The organism is Pseudoalteromonas sp. OANN1 (assembly GCF_024124685.1).
Classification (GTDB): domain Bacteria; phylum Pseudomonadota; class Gammaproteobacteria; order Enterobacterales; family Alteromonadaceae; genus Pseudoalteromonas; species Pseudoalteromonas piscicida.
The window spans coordinates 26021-41616 of the sequence record NZ_JAMXSE010000027.1 but is presented as its reverse complement, the minus strand read 5'-3'; the positions used below and the strand labels follow the sequence as shown (position 1 = coordinate 41616).

Genomic DNA, 15596 nt, shown 5'->3' with positions numbered 1-15596 from the left:
TTTTAAATATAGCCAACAAATAGCTAGTTTGTTAGGAGAGGGTACTAAACTTGTGTTATGGAGAACTTGGGCTAAAAATTCCCAATATTTATGTATTTAATATGCTTCATCAATGCTTAGATTGACGCACTTAGGTATTGACACTGCTAAAGTATATTTAGATCTTTTTAGGGAAAATGTGTACTAAAGAAAGTCAGTTGAATAGTTGGGCAAGAGCAATCAAAGGAGGCTGAAGCCTCCTTTGTATAATGTGAACGTTTACTACAGTTTATTCTCAGCAAGTGCGATAAAGAAACTATAGCTTAATGCGACATCGTGAATACGCTTAAAGCGACCAGACGCACCACCGTGGCCTGCTTCCATATCAGTTTTTAGCAGCAGTAGATTATCGTCTGTTTTATATTCGCGTAGCTTAGCGACCCATTTCGCAGGCTCGAAGTACTGCACCTGAGAATCATGCAAACCCGTGGTTACAAGCAGGTTTGGATATGCTTGGGCTTTAACTTGGTCGTAAGGTGAGTAAGACAGCATGTAATCAAAATACGTCTTCTCATTTGGGTTGCCCCATTCGTCGTACTCATTTGTAGTTAGCGGTAGCGTTTCGTCAAGCATGGTATTGATCACGTCTACAAATGGAACTGCCGCATGTACACCATCGTACAACTCTGGCGCTTGGTTAATGACTGCACCCATCAATAGGCCACCTGCGCTGCCACCTCTGGCATAAATACGTGAAGCATCCCCATACTTTTGCTCAACGAGTGCTTTAGTGACATCAACAAAGTCGTTAAAGGTGTTCTTTTTGTTTAACTTTTTGCCATTATCATACCAAGGACGGCCAAGCGTTTCTGAACCACGAATGTGTGCAATAGCATAGACAAAACCACGATCTAAAAGGCTTAATCGGCTTATTGAAAAGGTTGGCTCAACATTAGAACCGTATGAACCATAACCATATTGTAATAACGGGTTTGAACCATCTTGCTTAAACTTATCTTTACGATAAACAATTGAAACCGGTACTTTTATGCCGTCACGTGCGGTGATAAAAATACGTTCAGATTGGTAGTTTTCAGGTGCAAAGTCGCCCAATACTTTGTCTTGCTTTAATAATGTTTTGTCCAAACTAGCAAGGTCGACATCATACACAGAAGCCGGGGTCGTCATACTCTGATAACCAATTCTTACCGCATTTGCATCTAGGTTTTCGTTACTAGTTAAATAAACGGCGTAAGCCGGGTCATTAAAGGTTAAACGCTTGCTTTCGTTATTATCTAAATTTAATACAGTGATTTGGCTAAGGCCATTTTCACGCGTTTCGTAAACTAGGTGCTGATTAAATAGTTCAAAGGTATCTAGTTTTGCATCGGCATTGTGTGGTACAACGGTTTGCCATTTTGAAACGTCACTTGCATCACTGGCTTTAACGCGCATCAGCTTAAAGTTTACGGCATCTTTATTGGTGTGGATGTAATACCAGTCGCCAAGTTTAGCAATGCTATATTCGTGACCACTTTCTCTTGGAATAAAGCGCTCAGGAGTTGCTTTTACATTATCAGCGTCGAGTAAAGATACACCTGACGCCTCGGTACTTGAATGGTGAATGTATATTTTGCTCTTGTCTTTACTCTTTGAGATATACGTGTAATAGCTGTTATCTTTTTCTTCGTAAATTAATTCATCTGTGCTTTGTGCTGTGCCTAGAGTATGGCGGAACACTTGATAACCAAGCAAAGTAACCGGATCTTTTTTGATGTAATAGATAGTTTTGTTGTCATTTGCCCAAACGATAGGACCCGAAGCGCCTTCAATCGTATCGTCCAATAACTTACCTGTCGTTAAATCTTTGATTCGAATCGTATAAATTCGACGGCTTAATGTATCTTCAGCAAAAGCTAACAGGTTTTCGTTGGTTGAAATGGAAAGACCACCGACACCATAATAGTTTTGACCTTCAGCGCGGATATTCGCATCAAAAATAGCTTCTGCATTTTTACCATCTTGATGTTCGCTGCGGTAATAAGTGAAGTATTCTTTGTCACCTTCAGTGGCACTAAAATAATAATAACTGCCGTTTAATACTGGCACGCTGCGGTCATCTTTGACCACTCTGTTTTTAATTTCGTCAAATAAGGTTTGTTGTAGTTGCTCTGTGTTTACGAGCTTACTGTCGGTATAGGCATTTTCTTTGTTTAAGTGTGACAACACCTTTTCGTCACTTCTGGTATCGTCACGTAGCCAGTGATAATTATCAACAAGTTCTTGACCGTGAATGGTGGTCTTGTGTGGGATCTTTTCAGCTACAGGTGCAGTTACCGCTGTGGATTGCTCAGCTGTGACTTCAGACTTTGTGTGTTGTGACGGCGCTTCTTGACAACCGAGTACAGCAACCAAAGATGCTGCTACTAATGTAAATTTAAATTTCTTCATTTTTATTCTTCTGTAATAAATCAATTTATCGAGTCTAACTAGTTCTTATTATGAGGACAACTAATTGAGACGATATTTTGTAACAATTGCGAAAAACAAGATATTAGTTTTCTATTCAGTCAATATCAAAGCGGCCAACCAAACGCTCTAAGTCTTTGGCTAAGCTAACTAATTGGTCAGCGCCTGCATTTAATGCGGCTGTTTCTTCTCCGACTTGTCGTACAGAAACATCCACCGAGTCAATCAAACGTCTAGTGTGGCCTGCATTTTCTCCTTGTAATGAAGCTTGTGATGCTATATTGGAAACCGAAGTTTTTATTCTTGATACTGCCTGCGCGATATCAGTAAATGCTTGCTGCGCGCTTTGTGATTGTTTGATAGTCGTCTCTGACTCGCCTACGCTTGACGTCATTTGGGCTGATACCGTCCTCGTTTGGGCGATGAGATTGGTTAACACTTGCTCTATTTCCTGCGTGGCGTCATGTGAGCGCTGCGCAAGGGTTCTTACTTCATCAGCAACCACCGCAAAGCCCCGACCTTGTTCACCTGCACGGGCAGCCTCAATCGCTGCATTTAACGCTAAAAGGTTAGTTTGCTCTGCGATAGAGCGGATCACGCCTAAAATATTAGTGATATCTTGGCTTTCACTTTCGAGCTGGTTCATGGCGTTGGCGGACTCAGCCAACGAATGATTAAGCCTCGCAACCTGCGATACTGTACTTTCTATTGTGCTGTTACCACGCTGTGCGTGTCCGTCCGCAGTGACAACATCCTCCAAAGTATGACCGCAGCTTTCACTTATTTCAGTGGCAAGTTGTTCTACGGTTTCAGTGGTTGTGGTAGCACTGGCGGAGTCTTCAGCCTGCGCATGGCATTGATTACGGATATCATTGATACTCTTTTGTGACCCTAATGCAGCATCATTCAATGTTGAGGCATTGCTTTGAATATCTTTTACGAGCGAGTTAATTGAGTCCAAGAATTTATTGAACCACGCGGCCAGCTCTCCAATTTCATCATTGGTGATGACTTTTAAACGTTTGGAAAGGTTGCCTTCACCTTGTGCTATTTCTTTTAAACCATCAGACACCATTTCAATAGGTTCAACTATTTTATTGGCAAGTGTGATTGCAATAATAATAAATAAAATCACCATGATGACTGCGATAATAGTGATACTAATCGTCATATCGTAAGCTGAAGCTAAGATTTCATCTTCATCGATCACCGCGATAAATTGCCAACCGAGTGTGTCAGAGCGATAAATCTTAGCATCATAGGTTTTATTATCAGTTTCAATAGTGAGGTAGGGTTCGTTTGTGGCGCTGCGAATGGCCTCGTAAAGTGTGCTGGTGAGATCTTTAATGTGTTTAAAGTTATGATTTTTATTTTTAGGATCGGCAAGTACAGTGCCGTCGGCATCAAGAAGGATTAAATATCCTGACTCCCCAAGACGAATATTGCTAACGATATCGGTCAGTGTAGCAAGCGTTACGTCTAATGATTGTACGCCAATTACTTTGCCGTCACGTTTTATACCTGTGGCAACAGAAACCATGGCTTGTCCTGTTACTCCTTGATAAGGCTCAGTAAGGATAACTTTGCTGGGATCTTTAGAGGCATTTTGATACCAAGGGCGTTTTCTTGGATCGTAATCGCCAAGGGGCTCCGCAGGATACTGAATAAAACCACCAGATCCAGTGCCAAGATATACAAACAATAATTCTTCGTGGGTTTGTCCAAATGCGCGGTAAAGCTCAAAAATATTGGCTTCTGTTTGACCGTTCTGTAGCGGAGTCATTGGTTTCTCTGCACCAAAATAAGTGGTGGTGTCTTGACCCACTTGTTGCACGGCCTTGGACTCGGCGAGGAAGCGAGCATTTTTCTTCATCTGCTCAAAAAACAGTACAAAAGACTGTTCGGCTTGTCTTATCTCATTGCCAGAAGCATCAAGGAATTTATCGAGAGAGTCACTTTTGGTCTGAGAAATGCTGACCACAGAAATCGCTAAAATAGGAATGATCACAGTGAGAACAAAGCTAATAATGAGCTTTTTGCGCATTTTCATACAGACAACCCTTAACTATCCGAGTGTTTTTATTATGCTCCTAGGAGGAGCGCATATTCTCGGGGCTAACTTGAGCCACGGGCGTGGCTCGTTCAAGTCCGTATAACAAGCTCTTTGCCGTGGTAAATTTGACCAAGCAACGTGCTTCAGAAATTAAAACTAATGTTACCCCTCTAATAGGTTTAGCACTGGATCTCATGTTTTTTAAGTAATTTGTAAAAATCAGAGCGATTGCGTTGTGCAAGTTTTGCAGCTTCCGACACATTCCCTTCGCAAAGTGCCAGTACTTTTTGGATGTAGTCATACTCAAACTGGCGTTTCGCCTCATTTAATCCTGTAAACGCATTCTGCTCTTTATCCTTAGGCAGGGCTTTTTGTACGATATCTTCAGTGATCATTTTACCTGGCGTAATAGCAACACAGTGCTCCACAATATTATGGAGCTGACGGATGTTGCCCGGCCAATGATAATTCAACAAATGCGTAATACTTTGTTGGTTAAATTGCTTTTCGCCATCGCTAAGTGCACTTAAGAAGCGTGATGCAAGTAGTGGAATATCTTCCAATCGCTCTCTTAAGCTTGGGATTTCAACAGACACTACGTTTAATCGATAGTATAAATCTTCACGAAATTGCTTTTCGGCAACGGCGCTTTGAATGTTCTTATGGCTTGCAGAGACAAAACGAACATTGACCTTATGCTCAGTTTGGCCACCCACAGGACGAACGGTTCGCTCTTGTAAAACACGCAGTAGCTTAACTTGCAAATCAAGCGGCATATCACCAATTTCGTCGAGGAATAGGGTGCCACCATCCGCTGCTTGTACTAAACCTTCTTTGTCGCTCACTGCGCCGGTAAACGCGCCTTTTTTATGGCCGAATAGCTCAGACTCCAGCAGGTGAGCGGGCATTGCGCCACAGTTAATCGCAATAAACGGACCTTGCGCTTGGTTACTGGCCAAATGGATTGCTTTTGCCGTCACTTCTTTACCTGTACCGCTCTCGCCTTGGATGAGAATGTTTGCATTACTGCTGGCAAGTGCTTGAATTTGTTGTACTAATTGACGCATGGCGGCACTTTGGAATAACAACCCATGGAAGTTATTTGGATCCGAAGTTTGTGCGGTTCTCACTTTTCCTGCAAGCGCCTCATTGATGACATCGAGCATTTGCTGAGAGTCAATGGGCTTGGTTAAAAAGCTCACAAAGCCTTGCTGCATGGCGTCAACAGCGTCAGGAATTGAGCCGTGAGCGGTCATCATCACAACGGGCATGCCAGTGTAATACTTTTTTATTTGCTCATTAAGTTCAAAGCCATTCATGTGCGCCATTTTCAAATCGGTAATGACCAAGTCGATAGGCATTTGCTTGAGGATATTTAACGCTTGTGTACCACGATGAGCTACTTCAACTTCGTAGCCGTGGCTTTCTAAACGCATTGCCAGTAGCTCAGTTAAAGACGTATCGTCATCCACTAAAAGTAACTTTGCGCCTTGTTGTGTTTGACTCATAGTGAATCCTCCTCAAGTGATGGGTTTTCAGAAAGATCGGTTTCTAAACGTTGTTTTTCTATGTCGGCAAGCTTTTGTTTTAGCTCGGCAAGCTGTTTTTGGGTTTGTAATAATTGCTCTTGATGTTGTTGCGCCTTATTGTCAGAGTAATAATTACTGATTTTTTGCTCACGAAGGCTTTGAGTATGCCAAGCCAGCGATTCAAACCAAATGTTGTAATCGTCTGGCCAATAATCTTGTAGCTTTACTTCTTCAATGGCTTTAAGTTGCTTGGTGGTTGAGTCTGTACCGCAATAGGTGTGAATAAAGCCCTGTAAGTGCAGCGCACCTTTATAGTAATCGTTAAATGTCACGTTATGTTTTTTGGCGCATTGGCTGACTAAGGCTTTGATCACTTCAGCTAAAGGCACAAACTTAGCGCTGGTTTCTGTTTTTACAGGGCCAATAAACTGCTTTGTTTGCTCGACGTTTTGCTCCGTTGTGGCACAACCACCGAGCAAAAATAGCGTGATACTTAATGCGATGTATTTCATTTTGGATCCCTTTTTGGAAAGGCGACTTGAATACTGGCGCCAGATTCTACTGATAGCCATTTCACATAGCCTTTTAATTGCTTCACACACTCAGAGACAATAGCTAAACCTAAGCCACTGCCATTATTATTTTTATTTTTCTCACCACGAACAAATGGCTGGAATAATGAATCGGCTTCATTGATGTCGATGCCATCACCGTCGTCACAGACTATCAACAATACTTCGCCATTTTTTTCTTCAATTGAAATAGTGACATTGCTTTTAGCGTGATCGATGGCATTGCTCACTAACTGAGTTAACACTAATTTGCACGGAAGATAAGGTACTTTTAGGTCATCATGATTTTGCCAATTCACTATCACATCAGTCTTTCCTAGCTTATCGCTAAGATGCTTTGAGACTTCTTCTTGGATAAGGTTCATTTCGGCGTCGTGATGTAGGCTATCAGGGTGACTGGCCGCACTATAGCTGAGCAAATCATCGATCAATGATCCAAGCTTTGCAACAGAGTTTTCCATAATGATGAGAATACGTTGTTGTTTTGGATTAACATCTCCAAGTAGTCCACTATTTAATAAGCTGCTTCCTTCGTTTAGCGATGCCAAAGGGGTTTTAAGCTCATGAGTAACATGGCGCAAGAAGGTTTCCTTTTGTTGTTGAATACGCTTAAGTTCGAGCCTTAACCAATTTAACCTGTCACCCAATTGCTGCAATTCATGACTGCCAGAGAGTTCAACCGACTTATCGAAATTACCTTTACCTACCTCAGATACCGCAGATTCTACCTGATTAAGCTGCTGACAAATCCGGTTGATCAAAAAGATACTGATCACGATAAGGGTGGGTAGCAAGATAACGAGACCAAACATAAACCATGTTTGCAGCTGCACGAAATGGGCTTCTTGATCAGATAAGCGTTTATTAAGTGTTTGCTGAAAGTTTTCCTCGAATTGATTAAGCACCTTAACCAATTGTTGAAATTCTTCAGCTTTTGAAGTGGCATTGATCTCATCAGGAGCGAACTGTCGCCATTTAGCAACAAACAGCGAATCGGGTAGGTTTATTTTTAATAATTGAATGCGTTTTTTGGTGTTTTGCCACTTCTGCTCGATGCTTTCTTGCAGTGTTTCACTTTGTAGTAGCTGATTATTTTGCAGCGCTTTTTCAAGCGCGCTGATATCTGCTTTTACAAAATTGTACTCAAGAATAAGTTTTTGATTTTTATTATAAATATCCTGTGTTTTTTGTTGGTTTTTGGACAGTGCTTGGGCGTACCACAAAGTCAGTGTGAGTATTGGAAGCACACCAATAAACATGGCAATAAGTGCCTGTTTTTGTAATGACTGAGAAAAAATTTTTTTCACGATGCTAAATCCTTTAAAAGGGTGCACAAATTTCAATCAAATGGTGTTGCGAGATTTGCAAAATTTTCTACCCCAAAATTTACCTGTTGCAAAGCTGCGACAATCTAACTTTAAGAAAAATAAAGACTTTTTATTTTTCGCTTTTTTAACTGTTGCCATTTAGCAACAGTCAGCCTTAATCCAACCTTAATCTTTTCATGTGGTTTTTCTTAACTTGTTGATAAACGGTGTTTTTTCAATATTGGCATCAAAGTTGGAATAGTTATCTCGAAAGCGAAAAACGAAACGCAAAAACAAATGCAAAATCAGTTTTTTGCTTTAATAGCAAAACGTTTAATAGCAAAACGTTTAACACAGAATTTAGTTTTTAATCTTATGAGGAAAGCACGATGAAAAATCTAGCAATCGCAGTATCAGCAGCAGTAATGACTTTGGCATCAGTAGGTGCACACGCAAACACGGATTTCGACAAATTAGACATGAATGGTGACGGTTACATCTCTATTGAAGAAGCAAAAGCAGATGAAGGCCTTCTTGCTCAATTTAATGAGCTAGATGCTGACCAAGATGGTCAACTAAGCCAAGCAGAATTTGATAACTACGAAGGTTAATTTGCCGAGTTATCACATCACTTTAATCGTTAAGGAGAAGATCATGAAAAATTTACTAGCAGCACTTTCAATTACAGGTATGACATTGGTTTCAGCATCGGCAATGGCGATGGACGACTTCGAAAAGTACGACACTGATGGCAGCGGCACAATCAGTATGAGTGAGGCGCAGGTCAACCCTAAGTTAGTTGAGCAATTTAAGACACTTGACGTTGACGGTAACGGCGAGCTGAGCGAGTCAGAGTACGAGCACTTTGAAGGCTAATTTGAAAGTTTGGTATCGGTGAGTCTTCGGACTCTCCGCCAAGACTGAATTTTAAGGAGAATATGATGAAAAATCTACTAGTAGCAGTATCCCTTGCTGGCCTGTCAATGGCATCCGTTAATGCAATGGCTGGTGACGACTTTGCCAAATATGATGCCGATGGTAGTGGCACAATTAGCATGAGCGAAGCGAAAGTAAATCCAAATCTTGTTGAGCAATTCACTCAGCTAGACGGTAACGCTGACGGCGAGTTAAGTGGATCAGAATTCGCAAATTTCAAAGGCTAAGTAATAGCCTTCCAGTTTCATGAAACGAGCAGTATTTAAATTTTTGAGGAATAAATGATGAAAAACGTACTAATTGCACTATCAATCACAGGTTTATCTTTCGCGTCTGTTAATGCAATGGCGGGTGAAGACTTTGCGGCGCTAGACACAGATCAAAGCGGCACAATCAGCATGAGCGAAGCACAAGCACACACGGCGCTTGCAGAGCAATTTAAAGAATTAGACGCTGATGCAAGTGGCGAGCTAAGCGAAACAGAATTCGCAAACTTTAAAGGCTAAACAGTAGCCCTCCAATTTCACGAAACGAACAGTATTTACATTTTTTGAGGAATAAATGATGAAAAACGTACTAATTGCACTATCAATCTCAGGTTTATCTTTCGCGTCTGTTAATGCAATGGCGAGTGAAGACTTCGCTGCGCTAGATACAGATCAAAGCGGCACAATCAGCATGAGTGAAGCACAAGCGCATACTGCACTTGCAGAGCAATTTAAAGAGCTAGACGCTGATGCAAACGGCGAGCTAAGCGAAACAGAATTCGCAAATTTCAAAGGCTAAGTATTAGCTCTCCAATTTCACGAAACGAACCGTATTTAAATTTTTGAGGAATAAATGATGAAAAATGTACTAATTGCACTATCAATCACCGGTTTATCTTTTGCTTCTGTTAACGCAATGGCGGGTGAAGACTTCGCTGCGCTAGATACAGATCAAAGCGGCACAATCAGCATGAGTGAAGCGCAAGCGCATACTGCACTTGCTGAGCAATTTAAAGAGCTAGACGTTGATGCAGACGGCGAGCTAAGCGAAACAGAATTCGCAAACTTTAAAGGCTAATTAGAGCTCGAGAAGTAGATTTACCTGCGCAAAGGAGTGACAGAGGAAAAGGAACTGATGTCAGGGAGCAGGGAATAGAGTTCAAAGATTATGATTATTGTTGAGTTACTTGGCAACATTACTGATTTGTTCAACTAAGCGCCTTTTTTCGGGCAAGTTTAAACAAACTGGTATAAAGGAATACTTACAGCGAGGCATCGCTATCAGAATCTTTGAGCTCCAAATTGAGAGTTTGGATGTCATTAGGGAAGTAAAGTGAAGGATCATAGTCGGTAAGAGTAAGGCGGTTATTCGCACCGCACCCAAAGCTTGGCTTGATAGCCAAGCTTTTTTTGTTTTGTTTTTTTGTTTTGAGTGTATTGATTTTTGTAAGGTGTTAAATGTAACTCTGTGGATAGCACTTAAAGTTGATATTTTTCAATCATTAGTTGTGGCAGCGCAAGCTAACAAAAATGAATTTTGTACTTTTTGGCAAACTTAAGTCTGTCTTGTTTACTCAAGGCTGTTCCATCTGACAACCTTGCGATATCTCGAATAAAATTTTCCGACGGTCCTGAAGGTAAATTTATGACAAGTAAATGGCTATCGGTCAACGCTTTAAAGCGCCTCTTAACATTAGGACCAGCCACAAGTAAGTCACCTTTATCTGCAGTAATAACCTCATTTTCAACACCAAATTCTATAGAGCCGTGGATGATATAGAAAATTTCATCATCTATTTCATGGTAGTGCCAAGGTGCGGCATTGCCTTGTGGTATCAGGCTATCAAATATTGAGACTCTATTGTTGGTATCTTCTCCCGTAACAAGTAGTGATGTTATTTCTCCACCAACAAGACGATGAGTTTCTGCGCTATTAGCTTTAATGTATTTGTATCTCATAACAAGCTTCTTTTTCAGCTAGCCATAAATCGTTCAAGGCGAGGCTTCACAGTCAATGTCATAAAAACTGAAATTAACAACCCGACAGGCAGCGCGATGGTAAATGCATGAAACCAAGTGTTGATAAATTCACTCATGGATCTGTAAGGGACATTATTAATAGTTGTAACCGCGGCCATAATTCCTTCCATGATAATGGCCATTGATATACCAATCACAGTATTTTTAATGATCTTTGCTGTGTTTGGCATCAGTGATTCAGCAACCTTTGAGATTACCATAACCATGACAAAACCAATTGGAGCAATAGTTGTGGCAGACAATAAAGTAGAGGTCAGCCATTGCTCAACAAACCGGTTGGTAAACCCTATATTTTGATAGGTCATCACGAAAGTTAATATACCCACCAATGTGACTACCATAGGGACCGCAACAAGTACCTTTTTAACTAAATTCATAATCGCCTCTTAATTAAGGTTGATATTATCAACTATTGATTCTGTGAAGGTTAGCTGTTATTGTTGATAATGTCAACCAATAAAGGAGTGGATTTTGAACAGAGAACTTCCAGATAGCTTTTTAGCATTAACCTTTAAGTTTAAATCTCTAGTTTTAAAAGCAGTTAGAGAGCAGGGGATTGATGTGGTACCGATGGAAATTCAGTCGCTTCATCTAATTAATAGAACAGAAAACTGTACAGCTGCTCTGATGTCAGAACTAATGGATAGAGATAAAAGTCAATTAGCGAGATTGATTAAAGAGATGTCAAAGAAGGGGTTAATAGAAAAGACAAAAAATCCAAATGATACTCGAAGCCATTTTTTAGGTTTAACAAAGGATGGCAAAGCGATATTGAAACGAATGCTTGTCATAGAGGCTGAGTTGATACAAAAAATGTGTACTGGCCTATCTCACGAACAAGTAGAAGTATTTAACAATATTGCGGTGAGCATGACAGCTAATTTGACAAGAGAACCATAGATGTTGGCTTAACTGTTGTTATCGGTGTTTTATTATGAATTGTATGTTGGATGTCTTGAGATGAACGCCAGTGGGAGCGACCCCAAATTACTTATAGATACCAGTTTGCTGTTCAGAACGCTTTGGAGATAACTGCGCTTCTTGCTCGCACTAAGGTGCCCACACTTTGTAGGCAAGGTGAATTGAGCTGGCGGTTGGAACTGAGTTTAACGCTGCTAGCTTAAAACCTACTCAACGCTATAAAATGGGTAAACTAGCAACTCAAAACAAAAAAGTCGCCCGAGGGCGACTTGGAAACGTGACATCATGTAAAAACAGGGGGAAGTGACCTCAATCGATTATTTATTTTCGATGAGATTGCCTTTGCCAATTTCAATCTTTCTTGGCTTGAGTGCTTCTGGAATCTCGCGCTCAAGGTCAATGACTAACAGGCCGTTTTCAAGTCCTGCGCCAATCACCTTGACGTGATCGCCAAGTTGGAATTTACGCTCAAAGTTACGCTCTGCGATGCCTTGATGGATAAATCTGCGCTCAGCTTTGTCTTCTTTGTTTTGCTTTTCGCCTTTGACTGTCAGAGTATTGTTTTCTGACTCAAGGCTAAGCTCTTGCTCGGTAAATCCGGCAACAGCCATGGTAATTTGGTATTTGTCTTCACCGGTAGCTTCGATGTTATATGGCGGAAAGCTTGGTTGCTTTTCGTTGCGTGATGCTGCATCCATTAACTGTGCTAAATGGTCAAAACCGATGAATGAACGATAAAGTGGAGATAGGTCTACTGTACGCATAATTTGTATCCTCATAAAGCGATAATTAAGCTATTTATTGCTTCAATTAAAGCCAATAAATAGCATATAAAACATTTACTTAGTTTGGGTTGGGACCCTGTCGGCGTCCTCACAATACTATCTATGGACGAGGCAAATACTTTTCAAGAAACTTTTTTAAAAAAGTTTTTATTTACCTGAATTTTATAAGATTCTTTTTCAAGAAAATTGTCTTTGCAGGTGAAGAAGCACCATTTGATGCCTCTTTTTAGTGCGTTATTTAGGACTTAAGTTTTGCTGTTGCAACATAGAGACTTGATCAAACCCTATTCCCCAGTTGTCAGTTTCAACTTCCTCTATGACGACAAAAGTAACTTGTGGCGCTTTATCAAGGACATCCACCATAAGCTGAGTTGCACCTTTTATTAAGGCTTGCTTCTGAGCAGGTGTAACGCCTTCCTTTGTGATTTTAATATTGATGATAGGCATCGATTATCTCCTACAGATCATCATACATTTTGTTGACGATACGCCATTGTTCATCTTCCTTAAGTAAACCGATAAAGTCGATATAGTGATGTTCAAATAGTGGGCAATACAGCTTGACCATTGCTTGATGGTTTACAACATCCACCGACAAAATACGGTAATTAAAAGCAGCGCTTTGGCTTTCGGGCGTTTGTCGAGATGAGACCAAATCTAGCCACTGTGATTTGGTGCGCCTCATTCCTGGAGCTTTGAGCACCGCGTCAGCGTGGAAAATCGCATCCAACTTTTTAATATCTCCTTGGTGTAGCCCTTCAAAATATTGTTGAATAACTGCAGTTACTTTGTCTAAATCCTGTGGTTTGAAAATAGGCTTAGTCATATTAAGCTCATGCGTCTGTACTGTGTGCTTGTTCAGCTGCTATCGAGGCGATAAAGCTGGGTCTTGCCTCAACTTCAGCTAACATTTTGCTGACCTTTTCTGGAATGACAATGTCGACTGGAAAATAGGCGCCCCAACGCGCATATACAGCCAGCATGATATCCGCAGTGGACACCTGATCGCCGCCTAAAAATGCTTGCTGCGCTAATTTTTTCTCGACTAACACCCATAATTCGTTGATGGCAACTGCTGCCGCTTCTAAAAATGGCTGGCGTGCATGCTCGTCAGCAATCGCACCTGTGGCAAAAAACAGACGATTGTAAGCCGGGTGCATCGTAGCATTAGCAAACAGAATGTTTTCTATCGCTTTTTGCTTTTGAAAAACATCAGCTTGAGGAAGAAGGTTATTTTCGTGTTTATTGAGTAGATAAAGTAAGATTGCAGCTCCTTCTACTAAGCTGTTTTCGCCATCATTAAGAACCGGGATTTTACCTGTTGGGTTAATGGCTAAAAAGTTATCAACACCGCGTTTGTCAACCAGTTCGAAGGGTTGTCTTAGTTCTCTTAATATGACTTGCGTTGCTAGCGCACAAGCACCTGGTAAGTAATATAACGTATACATAATGGTTTTCCTTATTTGCTTCTTGGCTAAAAGACAAGCTCAGTGTATAAACTAGATGCTGTTTGATATATAGCTACAATGAGAACCAAGAGTTCACATGGTGGAAACAATAATCAAGGAAAGTATGAACAAGCTACGAGCGATAGAAATGTTTGTAAAACTGGCTGAAGTACGCAGTTTTACTCGTGTTGCAGAGCAATATAATACGTCCAAATCCATGATCAGTAAGGAGATCAGCCGACTAGAAGCTGAGCTTGGTGCGCGGCTTATACATCGCACCACGCGCAATTTACAGCTCACGCATGTTGGAGAAGGCTATTTACAACGTGCTAGGGATATTCTCAATAAGTTAGAGGATGCAGATACCTTCATACAAGAGTCGCAGCAAGCACCAAAAGGCAAGCTAAAAGTGAATGTGCCAATGGTGCTTGGGATCACTGACTTGGCAGCAATGTTCGCCGACTTTATGCAAGCGTATCCCGATGTCGATCTTGAAATACATTTAGGGGATGAGGATATCGACTTAGTTGAACAGGGGTTCGATTTAGGTTTTCGGGCTTCCAGTCGCCCGTTCGACTCAAGTTATATAGGTAAAGAAATTACTCAATTTAATTATCATGTATGCGCCTCACCACAATATTTAGCTAGTCACCCTGCAATCGAATCAGCACAAGATTTAATTTATCATAATTGTTTTGAATACAGCTATTCAAAACGCAAGAACTTATGGCCATTAGACGAAGGTGTGCGAATAAAAGGCTCTCTTAAAGTGAACAATGTCCTTTTTATGTTACAGGCAATTAAAAGCCATTTGGGAATAGGAATTTTACCTGAATTTGCCTGTAGAGAAGCACTTGAAAAGGGCGAGGTAGTTAGTATATTACAGCACGCTGACAAGCCAACTCTAGCCTTATATGCACTGTATCCCGCACGCCAATTTGTGCCAGCCGCAGTACTTCAATGTATCGAGTTTTTACAGGCTTGGTTTAAGCGTGAAGGGCACTGATTGTTAAGCAAATAAGGTGGTTTACATTACTTCATTACTTTGCCACATTAACTATTGGTTTAGATGATGGAACAATCAATGAAATGTGATAAACAAAATGCCAATCGAAAAATAGGTCTGGGGCTCGCTATCGGCGCGGGAATAGGCACAGCCGTGGGCGTTGCACCAGGGCAAATCATGTACACCTTGCCTATCGGTATTGCTATGGGAATATTGATTGGCCGTAAGTATTTTTAATCTATTTTGGCACTCGGGGCGTATGTGTGATTCTGATTAGAACACAACAAGATTAAGCAAGTGCAATTTAGTGACTCAGAAATTTCCAGGATCATTGAAATGGCGTGGGAAGATAGGACGCCATTTGAAGCTATCGAGCGACAGTTTGAGCTTAGCGAGCCTGACGTGATCAAGTTGATGCGTTGTAGCCTAAAATCTAGTAGTTTTAGGCTATGGCGGCAACGAGTAAATGGCCGTAATACAAAGCATATTAAACTTAGAAGCAAAGCGGTAAATCGCGGATACTGCAAAACGCAATACAAGCAAAGGTAATTAAAATGCAGAGGC

The 15596-nt window shown here is 41.0% G+C and carries 21 protein-coding genes; 10 read left to right on the top strand and 11 right to left on the bottom strand.

What is annotated here, in order from left to right; genetic code table 11:
- Positions 1-261: 261 nt before the first annotated feature.
- The 5 genes from NH462_RS19235 to NH462_RS19215 form a co-directional block, all read right to left on the bottom strand.
- Positions 262-2430, bottom strand: a complete 2169-nt coding sequence (locus NH462_RS19235; protein ID WP_253107292.1) for a S9 family peptidase — start codon at positions 2428-2430, stop codon at positions 262-264.
- A 115-nt stretch (positions 2431-2545) separates the two neighbouring features.
- A complete protein-coding gene (locus tag NH462_RS19230; RefSeq protein ID WP_253107291.1) occupies positions 2546-4498 on the bottom strand; it encodes a methyl-accepting chemotaxis protein in 1953 nt (650 codons plus the stop codon).
- 182 nt (positions 4499-4680) lie between these two features.
- Complete coding sequence (locus NH462_RS19225; RefSeq protein ID WP_017217572.1) at positions 4681-6009, bottom strand: sigma-54 dependent transcriptional regulator; 1329 nt, start codon at positions 6007-6009, stop codon at positions 4681-4683.
- Positions 6006-6542: a hypothetical protein gene (locus tag NH462_RS19220; protein WP_010369621.1), complete on the bottom strand. Its 537-nt coding sequence runs from the start codon at positions 6540-6542 to the stop codon at positions 6006-6008. The genes NH462_RS19225 and NH462_RS19220 overlap by 4 nt, the downstream gene beginning before the upstream one ends.
- Positions 6539-7909 (bottom strand): sensor histidine kinase, encoded by a 1371-nt coding sequence (locus NH462_RS19215; protein WP_253107289.1) that lies wholly within the window; start codon positions 7907-7909, stop codon positions 6539-6541. The genes NH462_RS19220 and NH462_RS19215 overlap by 4 nt, the downstream gene beginning before the upstream one ends.
- 389 nt (positions 7910-8298) lie before the next feature.
- Here NH462_RS19215 and NH462_RS19210 point away from each other — a divergent pair, with 389 nt between their 5' ends.
- The 6 genes from NH462_RS19210 to NH462_RS19185 all read left to right on the top strand — a co-directional run bounded on the left by NH462_RS19210 (position 8299) and on the right by NH462_RS19185 (position 9910).
- Positions 8299-8520, top strand: coding sequence for an EF-hand domain-containing protein (locus NH462_RS19210; protein WP_010369619.1), 222 nt, complete (start codon positions 8299-8301; stop codon positions 8518-8520).
- 43 nt (positions 8521-8563) lie between these two features.
- Complete coding sequence (locus NH462_RS19205) at positions 8564-8785, top strand: EF-hand domain-containing protein (protein ID WP_010369618.1); 222 nt, start codon at positions 8564-8566, stop codon at positions 8783-8785.
- A gap of 65 nt (positions 8786-8850) precedes the next feature.
- Positions 8851-9072, top strand: a complete 222-nt coding sequence (locus tag NH462_RS19200; protein ID WP_010369617.1) for a calmodulin — start codon at positions 8851-8853, stop codon at positions 9070-9072.
- Positions 9073-9129: 57 nt separating this feature from the next.
- Positions 9130-9351 carry an EF-hand domain-containing protein gene (locus NH462_RS19195; RefSeq protein WP_253107287.1) on the top strand — a complete coding sequence of 74 codons (222 nt, stop codon included), beginning with the start codon at positions 9130-9132 and terminating at the stop codon, positions 9349-9351.
- 58 nt (positions 9352-9409) lie between these two features.
- A complete protein-coding gene (locus tag NH462_RS19190; protein ID WP_088533060.1) occupies positions 9410-9631 on the top strand; it encodes an EF-hand domain-containing protein in 222 nt (73 codons plus the stop codon).
- 57 nt (positions 9632-9688) lie between these two features.
- On the top strand, positions 9689-9910 hold the full coding sequence (locus NH462_RS19185) for an EF-hand domain-containing protein (protein WP_010369611.1): 222 nt from the start codon (positions 9689-9691) through the stop codon (positions 9908-9910).
- Positions 9911-10353: 443 nt separating this feature from the next.
- Here NH462_RS19185 and NH462_RS19180 read toward each other — a convergent pair whose 3' ends face one another.
- Positions 10354-10791: a cupin domain-containing protein gene (locus tag NH462_RS19180; RefSeq protein ID WP_010379337.1), complete on the bottom strand. Its 438-nt coding sequence runs from the start codon at positions 10789-10791 to the stop codon at positions 10354-10356.
- A gap of 14 nt (positions 10792-10805) precedes the next feature.
- Positions 10806-11249 (bottom strand): DUF2798 domain-containing protein, encoded by a 444-nt coding sequence (locus NH462_RS19175; RefSeq protein WP_010379335.1) that lies wholly within the window; start codon positions 11247-11249, stop codon positions 10806-10808.
- A 94-nt stretch (positions 11250-11343) separates the two neighbouring features.
- On the opposite strand from NH462_RS19175, the gene NH462_RS19170 reads away from it, so the two are divergent.
- The gene (locus NH462_RS19170) at positions 11344-11772 is read left to right on the top strand and encodes a MarR family transcriptional regulator (RefSeq protein WP_010379333.1); all 429 of its coding nucleotides are present in this window, start codon (positions 11344-11346) and stop codon (positions 11770-11772) included.
- A 338-nt stretch (positions 11773-12110) separates the two neighbouring features.
- On the opposite strand, the gene NH462_RS19165 is transcribed toward NH462_RS19170, so the two are convergent.
- The 4 genes from NH462_RS19165 to NH462_RS19150 form a co-directional block, all read right to left on the bottom strand.
- Positions 12111-12557 carry an Hsp20 family protein gene (locus NH462_RS19165; protein WP_017217561.1) on the bottom strand — a complete coding sequence of 149 codons (447 nt, stop codon included), beginning with the start codon at positions 12555-12557 and terminating at the stop codon, positions 12111-12113.
- Positions 12558-12812: 255 nt separating this feature from the next.
- Positions 12813-13025 (bottom strand): 4-oxalocrotonate tautomerase family protein, encoded by a 213-nt coding sequence (locus NH462_RS19160; protein ID WP_253107285.1) that lies wholly within the window; start codon positions 13023-13025, stop codon positions 12813-12815.
- A gap of 10 nt (positions 13026-13035) precedes the next feature.
- On the bottom strand, positions 13036-13404 hold the full coding sequence (locus tag NH462_RS19155) for a nuclear transport factor 2 family protein (protein WP_253107284.1): 369 nt from the start codon (positions 13402-13404) through the stop codon (positions 13036-13038).
- Between the two features lie 7 nt (positions 13405-13411).
- Positions 13412-14026 (bottom strand): glutathione S-transferase family protein, encoded by a 615-nt coding sequence (locus tag NH462_RS19150; RefSeq protein ID WP_010379327.1) that lies wholly within the window; start codon positions 14024-14026, stop codon positions 13412-13414.
- A gap of 124 nt (positions 14027-14150) precedes the next feature.
- Here NH462_RS19150 and NH462_RS19145 point away from each other — a divergent pair, with 124 nt between their 5' ends.
- The 3 genes from NH462_RS19145 (at position 14151) to NH462_RS19135 (ending at position 15581) form a co-directional block, all read left to right on the top strand.
- A complete protein-coding gene (locus tag NH462_RS19145) occupies positions 14151-15032 on the top strand; it encodes a LysR family transcriptional regulator (RefSeq protein ID WP_010379325.1) in 882 nt (293 codons plus the stop codon).
- A 78-nt stretch (positions 15033-15110) separates the two neighbouring features.
- Complete coding sequence (locus tag NH462_RS19140) at positions 15111-15269, top strand: hypothetical protein (protein ID WP_253107283.1); 159 nt, start codon at positions 15111-15113, stop codon at positions 15267-15269.
- Positions 15270-15329: 60 nt separating this feature from the next.
- Positions 15330-15581, top strand: a complete 252-nt coding sequence (locus tag NH462_RS19135; protein WP_010379323.1) for a TIGR03643 family protein — start codon at positions 15330-15332, stop codon at positions 15579-15581.
- Positions 15582-15596 lie beyond the last annotated feature (15 nt).